General features: G+C 69.3%; 15 protein-coding genes. 11 read left to right on the forward strand and 4 right to left on the reverse strand.

The features are described from left to right. Window positions 1-21: 21 nt before the first annotated feature. Both AC3IPY_RS02015 and AC3IPY_RS02020 read right to left on the reverse strand, forming a co-directional pair. Window positions 22-690 (reverse strand): potassium channel family protein, encoded by a 669-nt coding sequence (locus AC3IPY_RS02015; protein WP_489186319.1) that lies wholly within the window; start codon window positions 688-690, stop codon window positions 22-24. Then, a complete protein-coding gene (locus tag AC3IPY_RS02020; RefSeq protein ID WP_489186320.1) occupies window positions 683-2,125 on the reverse strand; it encodes a TrkH family potassium uptake protein in 1,443 nt (480 codons plus the stop codon). Before AC3IPY_RS02020 ends, AC3IPY_RS02015 begins: the two co-directional genes overlap by 8 nt. Before the next feature lie 91 nt (window positions 2,126-2,216). Here AC3IPY_RS02020 and AC3IPY_RS02025 point away from each other — a divergent pair, with 91 nt between their 5' ends. Continuing rightward, window positions 2,217-2,657: an ArsR/SmtB family transcription factor gene (locus AC3IPY_RS02025; protein ID WP_489186321.1), complete on the forward strand. Its 441-nt coding sequence runs from the start codon at window positions 2,217-2,219 to the stop codon at window positions 2,655-2,657. 9 nt (window positions 2,658-2,666) lie between these two features. Here the strand turns inward: AC3IPY_RS02025 and AC3IPY_RS02030 are convergent, their stop codons facing one another. Beyond that, window positions 2,667-3,176, reverse strand: coding sequence for a GNAT family N-acetyltransferase (locus tag AC3IPY_RS02030; protein WP_489186322.1), 510 nt, complete (start codon window positions 3,174-3,176; stop codon window positions 2,667-2,669). Window positions 3,177-3,317: 141 nt separating this feature from the next. Between AC3IPY_RS02030 and AC3IPY_RS02035 the strand changes: the two genes are divergently transcribed. The 5 genes from AC3IPY_RS02035 to AC3IPY_RS02055 all read left to right on the forward strand — a co-directional run bounded on the left by AC3IPY_RS02035 (window position 3,318) and on the right by AC3IPY_RS02055 (window position 8,863). Further along, window positions 3,318-3,416: a 30S ribosomal protein bS22 gene (locus AC3IPY_RS02035; protein WP_003792170.1), complete on the forward strand. Its 99-nt coding sequence runs from the start codon at window positions 3,318-3,320 to the stop codon at window positions 3,414-3,416. 112 nt (window positions 3,417-3,528) lie between these two features. Beyond that, window positions 3,529-3,798, forward strand: a complete 270-nt coding sequence (locus AC3IPY_RS02040; RefSeq protein WP_489186323.1) for a glutaredoxin family protein — start codon at window positions 3,529-3,531, stop codon at window positions 3,796-3,798. 81 nt (window positions 3,799-3,879) lie between these two features. Further along, window positions 3,880-6,252: a sulfatase-like hydrolase/transferase gene (locus AC3IPY_RS02045; protein ID WP_489186324.1), complete on the forward strand. Its 2,373-nt coding sequence runs from the start codon at window positions 3,880-3,882 to the stop codon at window positions 6,250-6,252. Next, on the forward strand, window positions 6,252-7,178 hold the full coding sequence (locus tag AC3IPY_RS02050) for an HAD family hydrolase (RefSeq protein WP_489186325.1): 927 nt from the start codon (window positions 6,252-6,254) through the stop codon (window positions 7,176-7,178). Before AC3IPY_RS02045 ends, AC3IPY_RS02050 begins: the two co-directional genes overlap by 1 nt. Next, window positions 7,175-8,863 (forward strand): SulP family inorganic anion transporter, encoded by a 1,689-nt coding sequence (locus tag AC3IPY_RS02055; RefSeq protein ID WP_489186326.1) that lies wholly within the window; start codon window positions 7,175-7,177, stop codon window positions 8,861-8,863. Before AC3IPY_RS02050 ends, AC3IPY_RS02055 begins: the two co-directional genes overlap by 4 nt. 82 nt (window positions 8,864-8,945) lie before the next feature. Here AC3IPY_RS02055 and aspS read toward each other — a convergent pair whose 3' ends face one another. Next, entirely contained in the window at window positions 8,946-10,289 is a 1,344-nt protein-coding gene (gene aspS, locus AC3IPY_RS02060; RefSeq protein ID WP_489186327.1) for an aspartate--tRNA(Asn) ligase, read from the reverse strand. Between the two features lie 80 nt (window positions 10,290-10,369). Between aspS and AC3IPY_RS02065 the strand changes: the two genes are divergently transcribed. The 5 genes from AC3IPY_RS02065 to ccsB are packed head-to-tail and all read left to right on the forward strand — an operon-like array spanning window position 10,370 to window position 15,242. Further along, window positions 10,370-11,014 carry a histidine phosphatase family protein gene (locus tag AC3IPY_RS02065; protein ID WP_489186328.1) on the forward strand — a complete coding sequence of 215 codons (645 nt, stop codon included), beginning with the start codon at window positions 10,370-10,372 and terminating at the stop codon, window positions 11,012-11,014. Then, window positions 11,014-11,643 (forward strand): TlpA family protein disulfide reductase, encoded by a 630-nt coding sequence (locus AC3IPY_RS02070; RefSeq protein WP_489186329.1) that lies wholly within the window; start codon window positions 11,014-11,016, stop codon window positions 11,641-11,643. The genes AC3IPY_RS02065 and AC3IPY_RS02070 overlap by 1 nt, the downstream gene beginning before the upstream one ends. Before the next feature lies 1 nt (window position 11,644). Further along, entirely contained in the window at window positions 11,645-12,400 is a 756-nt protein-coding gene (locus tag AC3IPY_RS02075; RefSeq protein ID WP_489186330.1) for a cytochrome c biogenesis CcdA family protein, read from the forward strand. Beyond that, window positions 12,384-14,123, forward strand: coding sequence for a cytochrome c biogenesis protein ResB (gene resB, locus AC3IPY_RS02080; RefSeq protein WP_489186331.1), 1,740 nt, complete (start codon window positions 12,384-12,386; stop codon window positions 14,121-14,123). Before AC3IPY_RS02075 ends, resB begins: the two co-directional genes overlap by 17 nt. Window positions 14,124-14,174: 51 nt before the next feature. Next, a complete protein-coding gene (gene ccsB / locus AC3IPY_RS02085) occupies window positions 14,175-15,242 on the forward strand; it encodes a c-type cytochrome biogenesis protein CcsB (RefSeq protein ID WP_489188411.1) in 1,068 nt (355 codons plus the stop codon). Window positions 15,243-15,467: the final 225 nt, after the last annotated feature.

Raw genomic sequence — 15,467 nt, forward strand, 5'->3', positions numbered from 1 at the left:
GCCCCGCTCACGAGGGTCGAGTCACTCGAGCGAGGCGAACTTCTCGATGTCGGCCTCGGTGCCCGTGACGATGATGAGGTCGTGATCGGACACGACCGTCTTCTCGGTCGCGTACGTGAACGGCTTACCGGGGCTCTTCACGCCGACGACGGTCACGCGGTGCTTGGTGCGCACGCCCGACTCGGTGAGGTTCTTGCCGCGGATCGGCTTGGGCGGGTACATCTTCACGAGCGCGAAGTCGTCGTCGAACTCGATGAAGTCGAGCATGCGGCCCGACACGAGGTGCGCCGTGCGCTCGCCGGCCTCGCGCTCGGGGTAGATCACGTGGTTGGCGCCGATGCGCTCGAGGATCTTGCCGTGCGAGGCCGAGATCGCCTTGGCCCAGATCTGCGGGATCTTCAGGTCGACGAGGTTCGCCGTGATGAGCACGGACGCCTCGACGGATGACCCGACCGCGCAGACGGCGATCGAGAAGTCTTGAGCGCCGATCTGCTTCAGCGCGTCGATGGACTTGGCGTCGGCGACCACGGCATGCGTGACCCGCTCGGACCATTTCTGCACGAGGCCCTCGTTCTCGTCGACGGCGAGGACCTCGCGGCCGAGTCGGTCGAGCTGGCCGGCGGTTGCGGCGCCGAAGCGGCCGAGGCCGATGACGAGCACCGGCGCGTCGTGTCTGATGCGATCAACCAACGATGGGCCTCTCTTCCGGACGCTTGAACAACTGCCGTCGCTGGCTCGCTGCGAGGGCCGCGGCGAGTGTCACTGTACCAACGCGACCCATGAACATCGTGGCCGCCATGACGTACACGCCCTCGGGCGGGAGCTGCGCGGTGATGCCGGTCGAGAGCCCGCAGGTGGCGAACGCGGAGATGACGTCGAAGAGCACGTAGTCGAACGGCTCCTTCGTGATCTGGAGGATCACGATCGAGGAGACCGCGACGATCGTCGCGCCCCAGAGCACGACGCTCACCGAGAGGCGGAGGATGTCGCGGGGGATGCGACGGCCGAACGCCTCCATGGACTGCGCGCCGCGGGCCTCGGCGAAGGCCGCGAGGAACAGCACGGCGAGCGTGGTCACCTTGATGCCGCCGGCCGTCGAGGCCGAGCCGCCGCCGATGAACATGAGCATGTCGGAGGTGAGCAGACTCGACCCGTAGAGGTCGTGCATGTTGACCGTGGAGAAGCCGCCCGACCTCGTCATCATCGACATGAAGAACGACTGGAAGATCGTGTCGCCGGCGTCGAGCCCGCCGTAGGTCTTCGGGTTGCTGTGCTCGAGGAGCACGAACATCGCGGCACCCGCGACGAAGAGGATCGTGGTCGTCGTGAGCGTGAGCTTCACGTGCACGCTCCAGCGGCGCGGGTGACGCCACGCCCGCGCGAGGGCGAAGATCACGGGGAAGCCGAGGCTGCCGAGGAAGACGCCGAGCATCAGCATCGACTGCATCCAGTAGTCGGACTCGAAGGTCGCGAGGCCGCCTGGGTTCGGGTTGAAGCCCGTGTTCGTGAAGGCCATCGCCGAGTAGTAGAAGCTGTACCAGACCGCTCGGAGCCCGTCGTATCCGGCGGCGAACATGCTCGGGAGCATCGCGATCGCGATGGTCACCTCGATGACGAGCATGCTGATCGCCACGGTCACGAGCAGCCCGCCGACCTCGCCGAGCTTGACCGCCTGTCGCTCGGCGACCGGGCCGACGTGGATGCGCGACGGGTTCGTGTCGCTCGCCGCGATGAGCTTGGAGCGCAGCCCGAGCCGACGGGAGATCACCAGGCCGAGGATCGAGGCGAGGGTCAGCACGCCGACACCGCCGATGTTCACGCCGATGAAGACGAGCGCGTTGCCGAACGGCGACCAGTGCGCGGCCATGTCGACGGTGGTCAGCCCGGTGACGCAGATGACCGAGACGGCGGTGAACAGGGCGTCGTGCAGCGGGGTGACGCTGCGGTCGGTCGTCGCGATGGGCAACGAGAAGAGCAGGGTGAACAGCAGGATCAACCCCGCGAAGATCACGATCGCGAAGCGCGACGGCGAGCTCTTCATGAACGCGTCGACCGCGTCGCGGACCCGTCCGAGCCATGACCGCCGGTCGTATCGACCCGAGCGGCCCATCGGCTTCGCGCGCATCGACCCCCCTCAGTGCCGTCGTTCAATCGCGTGCCGTCGTTCGAACGCGTGAGTCATGGTACTCCCCGGCTGGAATGACTAGCCTTGGGGCATGGCGGACATCTTCGACGTGGTGGCGGACGCGACCAGACGCGACATCCTTGCGGTCCTGCTCGAACGCGAGGAGGTCTCACCCGAATCGCACGGCGAGATCAGCGTCTCCGAGATCGTCGCCGCCCTCGGCCTCAGCCAGCCGACCGTCTCGAAGCACCTCAAGGTGCTGCGCGAGGCGGGCCTGGTCAGCGTGCGCGAAGAGGGCCAGCATCGCTACTACCGGCTCGACCGGGCGCCGCTGGAGACCCTCGAAGACTGGCTGATCCCCTTCATGTCCTCGGATGCCGCAGCCGACGCCGCGACGCTCGCCGGCCTCGCGGCGAGCGAAGACGAGGCCCTCAGGGCGGAGCAGCTCGCGTTCGCGTCGCGGCTCGGCAAGGCCTTCGCCGAGACGGCCCATCAGGTCAGCGCGGTCGTCTCGCCCATCAAGCGCCGGTAGGTGCGACGGTCAGCGCAGCGGCTTGATCATCTCGAGTTCGAGGCCGCCAGGTGCCAGGTCGTACTCGTGGGTGCGGCCCGTCAGCGTGAATCCGAGCTTCTCGTAGAACGCGATCGCGCGCGGGTTCTGCTCGTGCACCTCGAGCCTGAGGGTGTCGCCGAAGTCGAGCGCCCACGTCTCGACGGCCTCGAGCAGCCGGCGGGAGACGCCGGCGCGATCGCCGCGGTGGGACGGCGCGACGTAGACGGCCACGAGCAGGGGTCCCGACGCGGCATCCGGGATGTACCCGCCCATGTGCCCGATCCAGCGCTCGCCCTCGATCGCGACGATCGAGGTCTGACCGGGGGTCGTTCCGCGCGAGCCGCGCTGCCGCCAGACCGCCTCGCCGAGCGTCTCGGCGTGCTCGAGCGTCTCGCCGTAGGCGATGGGCGTGTCGGCGAGCATCTCGAGTCGGAGCGCTCGCACCTCGGCCCAGTCGGCTTCGGACGTGGTTCGGATGACGGGTTCGGGGCGAGCCATCCCTCGACGCTAACGCACGTGAACGGGGGCCTGATCCGACGGTGACCGTGGACGGGTCTCGAATCGGCTAGACTATCCCGAGGCTTTCTGGCCACCGGCTGCGACTCGCGCGGCCGACTCGATCTTTTCTGTGAGGTTCTGATGGGCTCTGTCATCAAGAAGCGCCGCAAGCGTATGGCGAAGAAGAAGCACCGCAAGCTGCTTCGCAAGACGCGCCACCAGCGTCGCAACAAGAAGTAGTCGTTCGTCGACTCGACCGAAGCGCCGGCCCGATGGGCTCGGCGCTTCTCGTCGTTGTCGGGCGGGTCTCGATACGCTTCGCACTCGACCGGCGGCGACGTAGGCTCGAAGGATGACCCGCGACATCCGCCTCACCCTGATCGGCAAGCCCGGATGCCACCTCTGCGACGACGCACGTGAGGTCGTGCAGGCCGTCGTGGCAGAGGTGACGGCAGCGGATGCCGCGCCGTCGGTCTCGCTCGAGGAGTGGTCGATCCTCGACGACGCCGCCCTCGCCGAACGATACGCCGAAGAGATCCCGGTGCTGCTCGTCGACGGCGAGATGCACGCCTACTGGCGCGTCGATCCCGTGCGCCTGAAGACGGCGCTGCTCCCGCGCTGACCGGTACTTGTCTTCGCCCATCCGCCGTGCAACGGTTGGAACTGCGCCGAGGGGTTGGCGCATTCGAACGCAGGCGAGGGGATGCAAGACGACATGTCGAACGACGCACGGATCCAACGAGGCACGCTCCCCATTCCGGATCTGGCATACACGGGAACCGTCACGTATGACGCGACCGATCCCGACACCCACTACCCGCCGATCGAGCGCCTGCTCCCGCCCGAGGGCGCGCCCAACGTGCTCGTGGTGCTCATCGACGACACCGGCTTCGGGGCATCCAGCGCGTTCGGCGGTCCCGTGCAGACGCCGAACTTCGAGCGCATCGCCGCCTTGGGCCTGAAATACACGCGTTTCCACACGACCGCGCTCTGCTCGCCGACGCGCGCCGCGCTGCTCTCGGGCCGCAACCATCACACCGTGGGCATGGGCGGCATCACCGAGATCGCGACGAGTGCGCCGGGCTACAACTCGCTGCGGCCGAACAACTGCGCTCCGCTGCCCGAGACGCTGAAGCTCAACGGGTACAGCACGGCCCAGTTCGGCAAGTGCCACGAGGTCCCGGTCTGGGAGTCCAGCGCAGTGGGGCCGTTCGACCACTGGCCGCACCCCGGCGGCGGCTTCGAGTACTTCTACGGATTCATCGGCGGCGAGACCAACCAGTGGTATCCGGCGATCTACGAGAACACCTCGCCGGTCGAGCCGTGGGGCACGCCCGAGGAGGGCTACCACTTCATGGCCGACATGACCGACAAGGCGATCAACTGGACGAAGCAGCAGAAGTCGCTGGCGCCTGACAAGCCGTTCTTCACCTACTTCGCGCCGGGCGCGACGCACGCCCCGCACCACGTGCCCGAGGAATGGGCCGACAAATACGTCGGCAAGTTCGACCAGGGCTGGGACGCCGTGCGAGAGGAGACGTTCGCCAGGCAGAAGGCCGCCGGCGTCATTCCCGAGAGCGCCGTGCTCACCGAGCGCAGCCCCGGCATCCAGGCATGGAGCGAGATGAGCGATGAGCTCAAGCCCGTGCTCGCCCGCGAGATGGAGGTCTACGCCGGGTACCTCGAGTACGCCGACCACCACGTCGGTCTCCTGCTCGACGCGCTCGAGGAACTCGAGGTCCTCGACGACACCCTGATCTACGTCATCATCGGCGACAACGGCGCCTCGGCCGAGGGCACGATGAAGGGCACCACCAACGAGGCCTTCGTCATCAACCACATGGAGGAGTTGGAAGACGACGCCTACCTGATCGCCCACAAGGACGACCTGGGCACGCCCCGGTCGTACAACCACTACGCCATCGGCTGGGCGCACGCCATGGACACCCCGTACCAGTGGACGAAGCAGGTCGCCTCGCACTGGGGCGGCACGCGCAACGGAACGATCGTCTCCTGGCCCAACGGCATCGCCGCACGAGGCGAGATCCGAGACCAGTTCGCGCACGTCATCGACGTCGCCCCGACGGTGCTCGAAGCGGCCGGCATCCCCGAGCCGTCGACCGTGCACGGCGTGACCCAGCGGCCCTACGAGGGCACGGCGATGAACTACTCGTTCGACGAGAAGGGCGCCGACGAGCGGCACACCACCCAGTACTTCGAGATGCTCGGCAACCGCGCCATCTTCCACAAGGGGTGGACGGCCGTGGCCAAGCACAAGGATCCGTGGCTCGCCTCCAGCCACGGCCTCGACGACGATGTCTGGGAGCTCTACAACGTCGAGGAGGACTGGACCCAGTCCAACGACCTCGCCGCTCAGGAGCCGGCGAAGCTCGCCGAGCTGCAACGGCTGTTCTTGATCCAGGCGGCCCGTTTCAACGTGCTGCCGATGGACATCCGCTCGGCCGAGCGCTTCAACGAGGAGATCGCCGGGCGTCCCGCGCTCGTGCGTGGCACCAGCCAGACCCTCTACGCGGGCATGAAGCGCCTCAGTGAGAACTCGTTCATCAACATCAAGAACAAGTCCTTCACGGTCACGGCCTCCGTCACGATCCCCGAGGCCGGTGCCGAGGGCGTCGTGATCGCTCAGGGCGGTTCGTACGGCGGGTGGAGCTTCTACGCGCACGACGGCGCCCTGGCCTTCGCATACAACATCCTCGGCATCGACACCGACTACGTCCGCTCCGACGTCGCCCTCGCGCCGGGCGGGCACGAGATCCGCGCGCATTTCGCCTACGACGGCGGCGGGCTCGGCAAGGGCGGCACCGTCACGCTCTTCGACGGCGACACGGCAGTGGGCGAGGGGCGGATCACGCGCTCGCTGCCGTTCTTCTTCTCGATGGACGAGACCGTCGACGTCGGGGCGGATGTCGCATCGCCGGTCTCCTCCGACTACGGGCCACGGGGCAACGAGTTCACCGGGAGCATCAGGTGGGTTCGCGTCGACGCCGGCGACGACAGCCACGACCACCTCATCGACCCCGACCACCGGATGCAGATCGCGATGACGAGGCAGTGATGCACGAGCTCAGTTCCTGGCGCGACACCGCCACCCGGTCCGCGATCGAATCGTTCGTGGCATCCGTCACCGAGGGGCCGAACGCGGTGTCCGAGGCCGAGCGCATCGCCGTGTTCGACAACGACGGCACGCTCTGGACCGAGAAGCCGATGCCGACCCAGCTGCACTACGTCGTCGAGCAGTGGCGCAAGCAGGCCGAGGCCGATCCGTCGCTCGCCGACCGGCAGCCGTACAAGGCGGCCGTCACGGGCGACTTCGGATGGCTCGGCGCGGCCGTCGACAAGCACTACCAGGGTGACGACAGCGACCTCAAGGTGCTCATCGGTTCGCTCGTCGGAGTGACCGCCGGCATGAGCGTCGACGACTACGCGGCCTCCGTCGCCGAGTTCTACGAGACCGCGAAGCACCTCACGCTCGGCACGCCGTACGCCGACGCCGTGTACCGGCCCATGGTCGAGCTGCTGCGCTACCTCGAGGCGCACGGGTTCACGGTCTACATCGTCTCGGGCGGCGAGCGCGACTTCATGCGGCCGATGACGCAGGAGTACTACGGGATCCCGCCCGAGCACGTCGTCGGCTCGGCCCTCGGCCTCGCCTACGACGAGGACGCGCACGAGGTGCGGTACTCGGCCGGGCTCGACTTCTTCGACGACGGACCCGAGAAGCCCGTGCGCATCTGGAGCCGTATCGGCCGTCGCCCGCTCATCGCCTGCGGCAACTCCAACGGCGACATGCAGATGCTCGACTTCACCCGCAAGGGCGACGGCCTGGCCCTGCTGATCCACCACGACGACTCGACGCGCAAGGACACCGCGTACGACACGGGTGCCGAGAAGGCGCTCGCCGAGGCATCCGACCGCGGCTACACCGTCGTGAGCGTCGAGCAGGACTGGGCGAACGTCTTCGTGGACCCGGCGGCCGGGTGAGCGGGGGCGCGGGCGCCGGCAGTTCCAGCGCCCGAACGGGCACGGCGGCCGCGCGTCGCCGCATCCTGCTGCCGACCCTGCGCGGGTATCAGCGCGGATGGCTCGCGCGCGACATGCTCGCGGGCCTCTCCGCCGGGGCCGTGGTGATCCCGCAGGCGATGGGGTACGCGACCATCGCCAACCTGCCCGTGCAGGCGGGCCTCTACACCTGCATGGTGCCGATGCTCGTGTATGCGCTACTCGGCGGGTCCAGGGCGATGAGCGTCTCGACGACCTCGACCATCGCGACGCTGACCGCGACCACGCTCGTCTCGGCCGGCGTCGCCGCCTCGAGCGACGACATCCCGCGCGACCTCATCACGCTCACGCTGCTCGTCGGCGTGATCCTGCTCATCGCTCGGCTGCTGCGGCTCGGCGCGCTCGTCGAGATCATCAACCGGCCCACGGTCATCGGCATCCAGATCGGGGTGGGCGCGACCGTCGCCGTCGGCCAACTGCCGAAGCTGCTCGGCGAGACCGAGGACCCGACCGGCGGCGGATTCTTCCACTCGCTGAACGCGGTGATCGAGGTGATCGGCAGCGCGAACGTCGGCACCGTCGTGCTGTCGGCGGCATCCGTCGCGGCGCTGTTCCTGTTCAAGGCGTTCCTGCCGCGCGTGCCCGCCGCCCTGATCGTCGTCGCCGCCGGCATCGCCCTCACGGCGTTCGGCGTCTCCGCGAAGGCCGGCATCGAGCTCATCGCGCCGGTCCCGCAGGGGTTCCCCACGATCGGCGTGCCGACCTTCGAGAACGTGGGTGCGCTCGTGCCGGGGGCGTTGTCGATCGCCGTCATGGCGTTCCTCGAGTCCGCGGCGGTGGCCCGAGGCATCCGCAAGGCCGGGGAGCCGGCGATCGATGCCGACCAGGAGCTCTTCGCGACCTCGGCGGCGAACGTCATCGGCTCGTTCTTCTCGACGTTGCCCGCCGCCGGCGGCTTCTCGCAGAGCGCCGTGAACCAGAACGCGGGCGCCCGCTCGCAGGTCTCCTCGCTCGTGACCGTCGCGCTGGCCGTGCTCGTCGGGCTGTTCCTCGGGCCTGTGCTGTCGCTGCTGCCCCAGGCCTCGCTCGCGGCGCTGGTGTTCGTCGCGGTCTTCGGGCTCATCGACGTGCGGGCGCTCGCGCTCATGTGGCGCATCTCGCGGCGCGACTTCTGGATCGCCCTCGTCACGGCCGCCATCGGGTTGACCGCAGGCCTGCTCACCGCCGTCGCGGCCGGGGTCGTCATCACCCTCGTGCTCGTGCTCATGGCGCTCTCGAGGGTGCGCATCCGCGTCGAGCGGCCCTCGGCCGAGGCCGTCGTCATCACCCTGCTCGGGCCGCTCTACACGGCGAACGCGCAGACGACCGAGCAGGCCATCCTCGGCGGCGTCGCCGCCGAGCAGGGTGCCTCCGTCGTCGTGCTGAATGCCGCACGGCTCGACGACATCTCGGTCACCGTCATCGAGACGTGCGAAGACCTCGAGCGCGAGCTCGCGGCATCCGGCCTGCAATTGCGGTTCGCGGGCATCGCCCCCGACGTCGAGCGCATCGTCGACCGCACCGACTGGTTCCAGCGCGTGGCGGCCGAGGGACGCACGTTCCCGACCGTCGAGGCGGCGCTCGCCGCGCTCGCGCCGCCGGCAGCGCCGCGCGAGCCGGCCGACTGACGCGAAATCGGCGCCGGAGTGCCGAATCGGTCATGCCGTTCGTGCACTCGGGCGCCGATTCGGCACTCGGGCGAGCGGGAGCCTAGGGCAGCAGGCGCGTCGGGCCGCGGAACAGGTACGTGGTCTCGCGGATCGAGGACTCGCCCAGCATGAGCATCAGCACGCGAGCGAGGCCCATGCCGAACCCGCCGTGCGGGGGAACGCCGTAGCGGAAGAAGTCGAGGTAGAACTCGAGCTCTTCGGGGTCCATGCCCTTGTCGCGGGCCTGCTCGACGAGCACGTCGATGCGGTGCTCGCGCTGCGCGCCCGTGGAGATCTCGACGCCGTTGTAGATGAGGTCGTACGAGTTCGTGAGGCTCGGGTCGTCCGGGTGGCGCATGTGGTAGAACGGCCGGATGCTCGACGCGTAGTCGGTGAGGAACACGAAGTCGTGGCCGAACTCCTGCTTCACGTACGCCGAGATCTGGCGCTCGCCCTCGGGGTCCATGTCGGCGTCGGCGCGGGGCACGACGTAGCCGCGGTCGGCGACGATCTGCTTCGCCTCGGCGAGCGGGATGCGCGGGAACGGGCGCGAGGGCACCTGCAGCTCGATGCCGAAGTGCTCTTGAATCGCGGCGCCGTGCGCGTCGACGACGGCCTGGAAGCCGGCGACCATGAGCTCTTCATGCAGGGCCATGACGTCTTCGTGCGAGTCGATCCAGCTGATCTCGGTGTCGACCGAGGTGAACTCGGTCGCGTGCCGGCTCGTGAAGGAGGGGTCGGCGCGGAAGGCGGGGCCGACCTCGAAGATGCCGCCGAAGCCCGCGGCCTGCGCCATCTGCTTGAAGAACTGCGGGCTCTGCGCGAGGTACGCCTTGCCCTCGAAGTAGTCGACCTCGAAGAGCTCGGCGCGCGACTCGCTCGCGCTCGCCATGAGCTTGGGCGTCTGGATCTCGATGAGGCCCTTCTCGACCCAGACGCCGCGCAGCGCGTGCAGGAACGTCGTCTGGATGCGGAAGATCAGCGCCTGCTTCGGGTTGCGCAGGTCGAGGAAGCGCCAGTCCATGCGCTTGTCGAGGCTCGAGTCGGCCGCGATGGGCGTCTCGGGGTTCGCCTCGGAGACGACCTCGAGCGTCGCGAGCTTGACCTCGAGGCCGCCGAGCTTCACGCGCTCGTCGTGCTTGAGCTCGCCGGTCACCCGGATGAACGAGCCGTGCGCGAGCGCCGAGATCGCCTCGGTCGTCGCGAGACGAGCGGATGCCGCCTCGTCGGCGCCGTCCTCGAGCTCGCGCGTCGCGGGGTTCACGACCTGCACGGCACCGGACTCATCGCGGAGGATGACGAACTGCACCTTCTTCTGATCGCGGACGGTCTCGACCCAACCGGCGGTCGTGACGGGGCCGTCGGGGAGGGCGGCGAGGTTCTTGACGAGGGTGCGTTCATTCACGAGGGTCAATCCTACCTGTGGCGGTTTCACGCGCCCACGCACGGCGATTTCAAAGGATCGCGCTCCCTAGACTGGAGACCGTGCCGGCCGAGCAGATCCATCTCGTGCGCCATGGCGAGGTCTTCAACCCCCAGGGCGTGCTCTACGGGCGACTCCCCGGATACGGGCTCTCCGACCTCGGGCGCCAGATGGCGCAGTCCGCGGCCGACCTGCTCGTCGCGACCGGTCGTCCGGTGACGGCGCTGGTCGCCTCGCCGCTGCAGCGCACGCAGCAGTCCGCCGAGCCCATGACCGCCGCGTTCGGCCTCGAGCCCACGCTCGACGAACGGGTCATCGAACCCGAGAACCGCTTCGAGGGCAAGCGCATGACCGGCCGGGGCGGTGCGCTCGGAGACATCCGCAACTGGCGGTTCCTGGTCAACCCGTGGGAGCCGAGCTGGGGCGAGGCCTTCGGCTCGATCGCGACCCGCATGCTCGATGCCGTCGGCGATGCCTGGGGTTCGGTCGACTCGGGCGACGTCGTCATCGTCAGCCATCAGCTCCCGATCTGGATGGTGCACCGCAGGCTCGCGGGCCTCTCGCTCGCGCACGATCCGCGCCGCCGTCGCTGCGCGCTCTCGAGCATCACCACGCTCGAGCGCCGAGGCGACCGCTTCGTCGAGGTCGACTACCGTGACCCCGCCTCCGGCCTCGCCGCGCAGGCCACCGACGTGGGAGCCGTGTGATGCGCCGAACCCGACCCGCCCGAACGATCCGCGGGCGGCGGCCCGCAGCCGCCGTCGCAGCGCTCGTCGCGGCATCCGCCCTGCTGCTCACCGGCTGCACGAGCGACCCGCTCGCCGACCAGTTCCGCGAGGGCAGCGGCAAGAACTACATCGCGGGCGACGGCAGCATCTCCGAGTACGACGCGGGCGACCGCGGCGAGCCGATCTCGTTCTCAGGCGAGACGGTCGAGGGCGACGAGTTCGACTCGGCCGACACGCTCGGCGAGGTCACGGTCGTGAACTTCTGGTACGCGGGGTGCGCGCCCTGCCGGGTCGAGGCGCCCGTGCTCGAAGAGGTGCACCAGGGCTACGAGGCCGACGAGGTCGCGTTCGTCGGGGTCAACGTGCGCGACCAGGCTGCCAACGCGGCCTCCTTCGAGCAGACCTACGGCGTCACCTACCCGTCGATCCTCGACGTCGAGTCCGGCGAGGCGCAGCTCGCCTTCGCCGGCCCGGTGCCGCCGGCGGCCGTGCCCACGACGATCGTGCTCGACCAGCAAGGACGCGTCGCCGCGCGCGTGCTCGGCCAGCTCACCGACGCGTCGATCCTCTCGTCGATCGTCGACCGCGTGCTCGACGAGCAGGCCTAGCGTGGGCGGCGTCGGCGAGGTCGTGCTCAACGGGCAGCTGCTCGCGGCCATGCCCATCGCCCTGCTCGCGGGCATCGTCTCCTTCCTCTCTCCGTGCGTGCTGCCGCTCGTGCCCGGCTACCTGGGCTACATCGGCGGGTTCGTCGAGGCATCGGCGGATGCTTCGGAGGAGCGCCGATACCGTCGCCGACTGGTGCTCGGAGTGCTGCTGTTCGTCGCCGGCTTCACGGTCGTGTTCGTCACGTTCAACCTGCTCGCGGGCGTCGCAGGCGCCTGGTTCAACGCCTACGGCGACGTCATCACGCGGTTCCTCGGGGTGATCCTCATCGTCATGGGGCTCGTGTTCATCGGGCAGTTCACGTTCCTGCAGCGCACGATCAAGCCGTCGTGGCGTCCCGCGACCGGGCTCGCCGGCGCCCCGTTGCTCGGCGTCGTGTTCGGCCTCGGCTGGACGCCGTGCATCGGCCCGACCCTCGCGGTCGTGCTCACGCTCAGTGCCGACTCGGGCTCGCTCTGGCGCGGCGTGCTGCTCGGCCTCGCGTACTGCATCGGCCTCGGCATCCCGTTCCTGCTCGTCGCGCTCGGGTTCGGCTGGGTCACCGGGTCGCTCGCCTTCGTGCGCCGCCACATCCGCACGATCAACATCATCGGCGGGTCGCTGCTCATCGCGATCGGGCTGCTCATGCTCTCGGGTCTCTGGACCATCTGGATGTACGAACTGCAGGCGGTGATCTCCGGCTTTGTCCCCGCGATCTGACCCAGGCGCGCTCTCGCGCCCCGACGACCACATCGATTCGCCCGAGCCGTCGGTCGATGCATCCGTCACCCAGCCGAAGCTCGGCCTCGTCGGCTGGCTGCGCTTCGCGTGGCGCCAGCTCACGAGCATGCGCACCGCGCTCCTGCTCCTGCTGCTGCTCGCGATCGCGGCCGTGCCCGGCTCGCTCGTGCCCCAGCGCTCGAGCGACCCCAACGGCGTCACGCAGTACTTCGCCGACAACCCGACCCTCGCGCCGGTGCTCGACGGATTCCAGATGTTCGACGTCTACACGTCGGCGTGGTTCTCGGCCGTGTACCTGCTGCTGTTCGTGTCGCTGATCGGATGCATCATCCCGCGCACGAAGCACCACTTCGACGCCCTGCGGGCCCGGCCGCCGCGCACCCCCGCACGCCTGGCCAGGCTGGCGGGCTACACCGAGCGCGCCCTGCCGGAGGGCGAGTCCGCGCAGGCTGCGATCGACCGTGCCGAGGCCGACCTGAAGCGCGCGGGCTACCGCGTCGAGCGGTACGAGCTGCGCGGCGAGCCGTCGGTGTCGGCCGAGCGCGGGTACCTGCGCGAGACCGGCAACCTCGTGTTCCACACCGCCCTGCTCGGCGTGCTCGTCACGGTGGCCATCGGCGGCGGGTTCGGCTTCGCCGGGCAGCGGGTCGTCGTCGAGGGGCAGTCCTTCGTGAACACGCTCGCGGCCTACGACTCGTTCAACCCCGGGCGGTTCTTCGACGATGCGAGCCTCGACCCGTACAAGCTCACGCTCACCGACCTCGACGCCGTCTACGAGACGCAGAATCAAGAGGCGCTCGGCCAGCCCGTCGACTTCACCGCGACCGTCGAGGTCACGGAGCGCGGCGCCGACGAGGCCGTCGAGGGCGAGGTCAAGGTCAACCACCCGCTGCGCGCGCACGGCACCGACGTGTACCTGCTCGGCAACGGCTACGCGCCCACGATCACGGTCACGAACGCCGACGGCGACGTCGTCTTCACCGACGCCATCCCGTTCCTGCCGCAGGATGCGAACCTCACCTCGATCGGCGTCGTCAAGGTGCCCGACGGCATGCCCGAGCAGCTCGGCATGATCGGCCTCTTCTACCCGACGCAGACGACGCTGGACTCGGGGGCGTACGCCTCGAACTACCCCGACCTCGTCTACCCGGTGCTCACGCTCACGGTGTACTCCGGGGATCTCGGCATCGACGCCGGCACGCCGACCTCGGTGTACACCCTCGACCCGTCGAAGATGGAGCAGCTCAACGGGCGCGGCACGGATGTCGCGGCGCTCGAGCTCATGCCGGGCGAGACCGTCGACCTGCCGAACGGGCTCGGCACGGTCACGTTCGAGGACGTCACGCCCGAAGGGCTCCCGAACGCCGCCGACGGCGACTACTCGCACAGCGTCGACCGGTTCGCGAGCTTCGACATCCACCGCGACCCCTCGCAGGGCTGGGTGCTCGTCTTCGCGATCCTCATCGTCGCCGGGCTGCTCGTGTCGCTGTTCATCCCGCGTCGCCGCGTGTGGGTCAAGGCCGCGACGCGCCCCGACGGCGCCGTCGTGCTCGAGTACGCCGGCCTCGCGCGCGGCGAGGACCCCGGGCTCGACGACGCCGTCAGCTCGTTCGCCGATCGCCACGGCGGGCCGGCGCCCGAGCAGGCCTCACAGCAAGATGCATCCGAAACCGCCGGTGATCCGGCGAAACCGACGACGTAAGGTTGTAGCGTGACGCTCGACGAGATCTCCATCACCCTCGTGTACTCGGCCATGGCCGTCTATGCGATCGCGTTCATCGCCTACTCGATCGACCTCGCGCGTCGTTCGGCGGCCGCGACCAAGGCGGCGGATGCCGCGACCGAGGCCTCGGCCCCGGTCGTGCCCGCACGGGTCGGCGCCCCCACGACGATCGCCGCGTCGGCGTCGGCGTCGGCGTCGGCGTCGGCGTCGAAGGCGGCATCGGCATCGACCGCCGCCGCGACGTCGGCCGCGACATCCGTTCGACCGGCTCGGGGCGGCGCGGCTCAGGACGGCCCCGCTCGAGGCGCCGACGGGGCGAGCATCGCCTACGGGCGCTCGCCGTCACTGCGCGTGGCCGTGGCCATGACCGTGCTGGCGTGGGCCCTGCACCTCGCGGCCGACGTGACGCGCGGGCTCGCCGCGGGCCGTGTGCCGTGGGCCAACATGTACGAGTTCGCGCTCACCGGCACGCTCGTCATCACGACGGTGTACCTGCTCGTGCTCGTGGTCTCCAAGCACGACCTGCGCTTCCTGGGCACGTTCATCACCGGGCTCGTGCTCGTGCTGCTCGGCATCGCGACCGTGAACTTCTACGTCAGCGTCGTGCCGCTGCCGCCGGCACTGCAGTCGGCGTGGCTCGTGATCCACGTGTTCGTCGCGACCTCGGCCGTGGGCTTCCTCGCGCTCGGCTTCGCGCTCTCGGTCGTGCAGCTCATGCAGGCCAGGCGCGAGGCGATCGTCGCCTCGGCCAAGGCGGCCAAGCGTTCGTTCCTCGCGACGCTGCCCGACTCGGCGACGCTCGAGAACCTCGCCTACCGCGTCATCATCATCGGCTTCATCCTCTGGACCTTCACCCTCATGGCCGGCGCCATCTGGGCCGAGGCCGCATGGGGCCGCTACTGGGGCTGGGACACCAAGGAGGTGTGGACCTTCATCATCTGGGTGGTCTACGCCGGGTACATCCACGCACGCGCGACGCGCGGCTGGCGCGGCTCGCGATCGGCGTGGCTGGCCATCATCGGCTTCTCGACGGTGCTGTTCAACTTCACGATCGTCAACCTGTTCTTCAAGGGACTGCACGCGTACTCCGGGCTCTGATCTCGCCTTCCCTGCGCGTCGTCGGCCCTGCGCGGCGTCCGTCGGCCCGCGACATCCTGCGGCACCCTGTTCGGCACGTGTTTCCGTTCGCGCGAGGCGTTTCCGTTCGCGCGGAGACCTCGGGCGCGAACGGAAACCTGCGTGGGAAGGCGCGCAGGGCTACGGCTGCAGGCGGCGCGCCGCGTCGCGCACCGTCCCGCGCGCCGCGGGACGCCATGCCGATCC

Source organism: Agromyces sp. GL_144 (genome assembly GCF_057834305.1).

Coding starts and splice junctions, on each gene's coding strand:
- AC3IPY_RS02025 (WP_489186321.1), top strand. CDS start 2,217: ATGGCGGACATCTTCGACGTGGTGGCGGACGCGACCAGACGCGACATC.
- ccsB (WP_489188411.1), top strand. CDS start 14,175: ATGGCCGTCTATGCGATCGCGTTCATCGCCTACTCGATCGACCTCGCG.
- AC3IPY_RS02070 (WP_489186329.1), top strand. CDS start 11,014: ATGCGCCGAACCCGACCCGCCCGAACGATCCGCGGGCGGCGGCCCGCA.
- AC3IPY_RS02035 (WP_003792170.1), top strand. CDS start 3,318: ATGGGCTCTGTCATCAAGAAGCGCCGCAAGCGTATGGCGAAGAAGAAG.
- AC3IPY_RS02040 (WP_489186323.1), top strand. CDS start 3,529: ATGACCCGCGACATCCGCCTCACCCTGATCGGCAAGCCCGGATGCCAC.
- AC3IPY_RS02050 (WP_489186325.1), top strand. CDS start 6,252: ATGCACGAGCTCAGTTCCTGGCGCGACACCGCCACCCGGTCCGCGATC.
- AC3IPY_RS02030 (WP_489186322.1), bottom strand. CDS start 3,176: ATGGCTCGCCCCGAACCCGTCATCCGAACCACGTCCGAAGCCGACTGG.
- AC3IPY_RS02045 (WP_489186324.1), top strand. CDS start 3,880: ATGCAAGACGACATGTCGAACGACGCACGGATCCAACGAGGCACGCTC.
- AC3IPY_RS02020 (WP_489186320.1), bottom strand. CDS start 2,125: ATGCGCGCGAAGCCGATGGGCCGCTCGGGTCGATACGACCGGCGGTCA.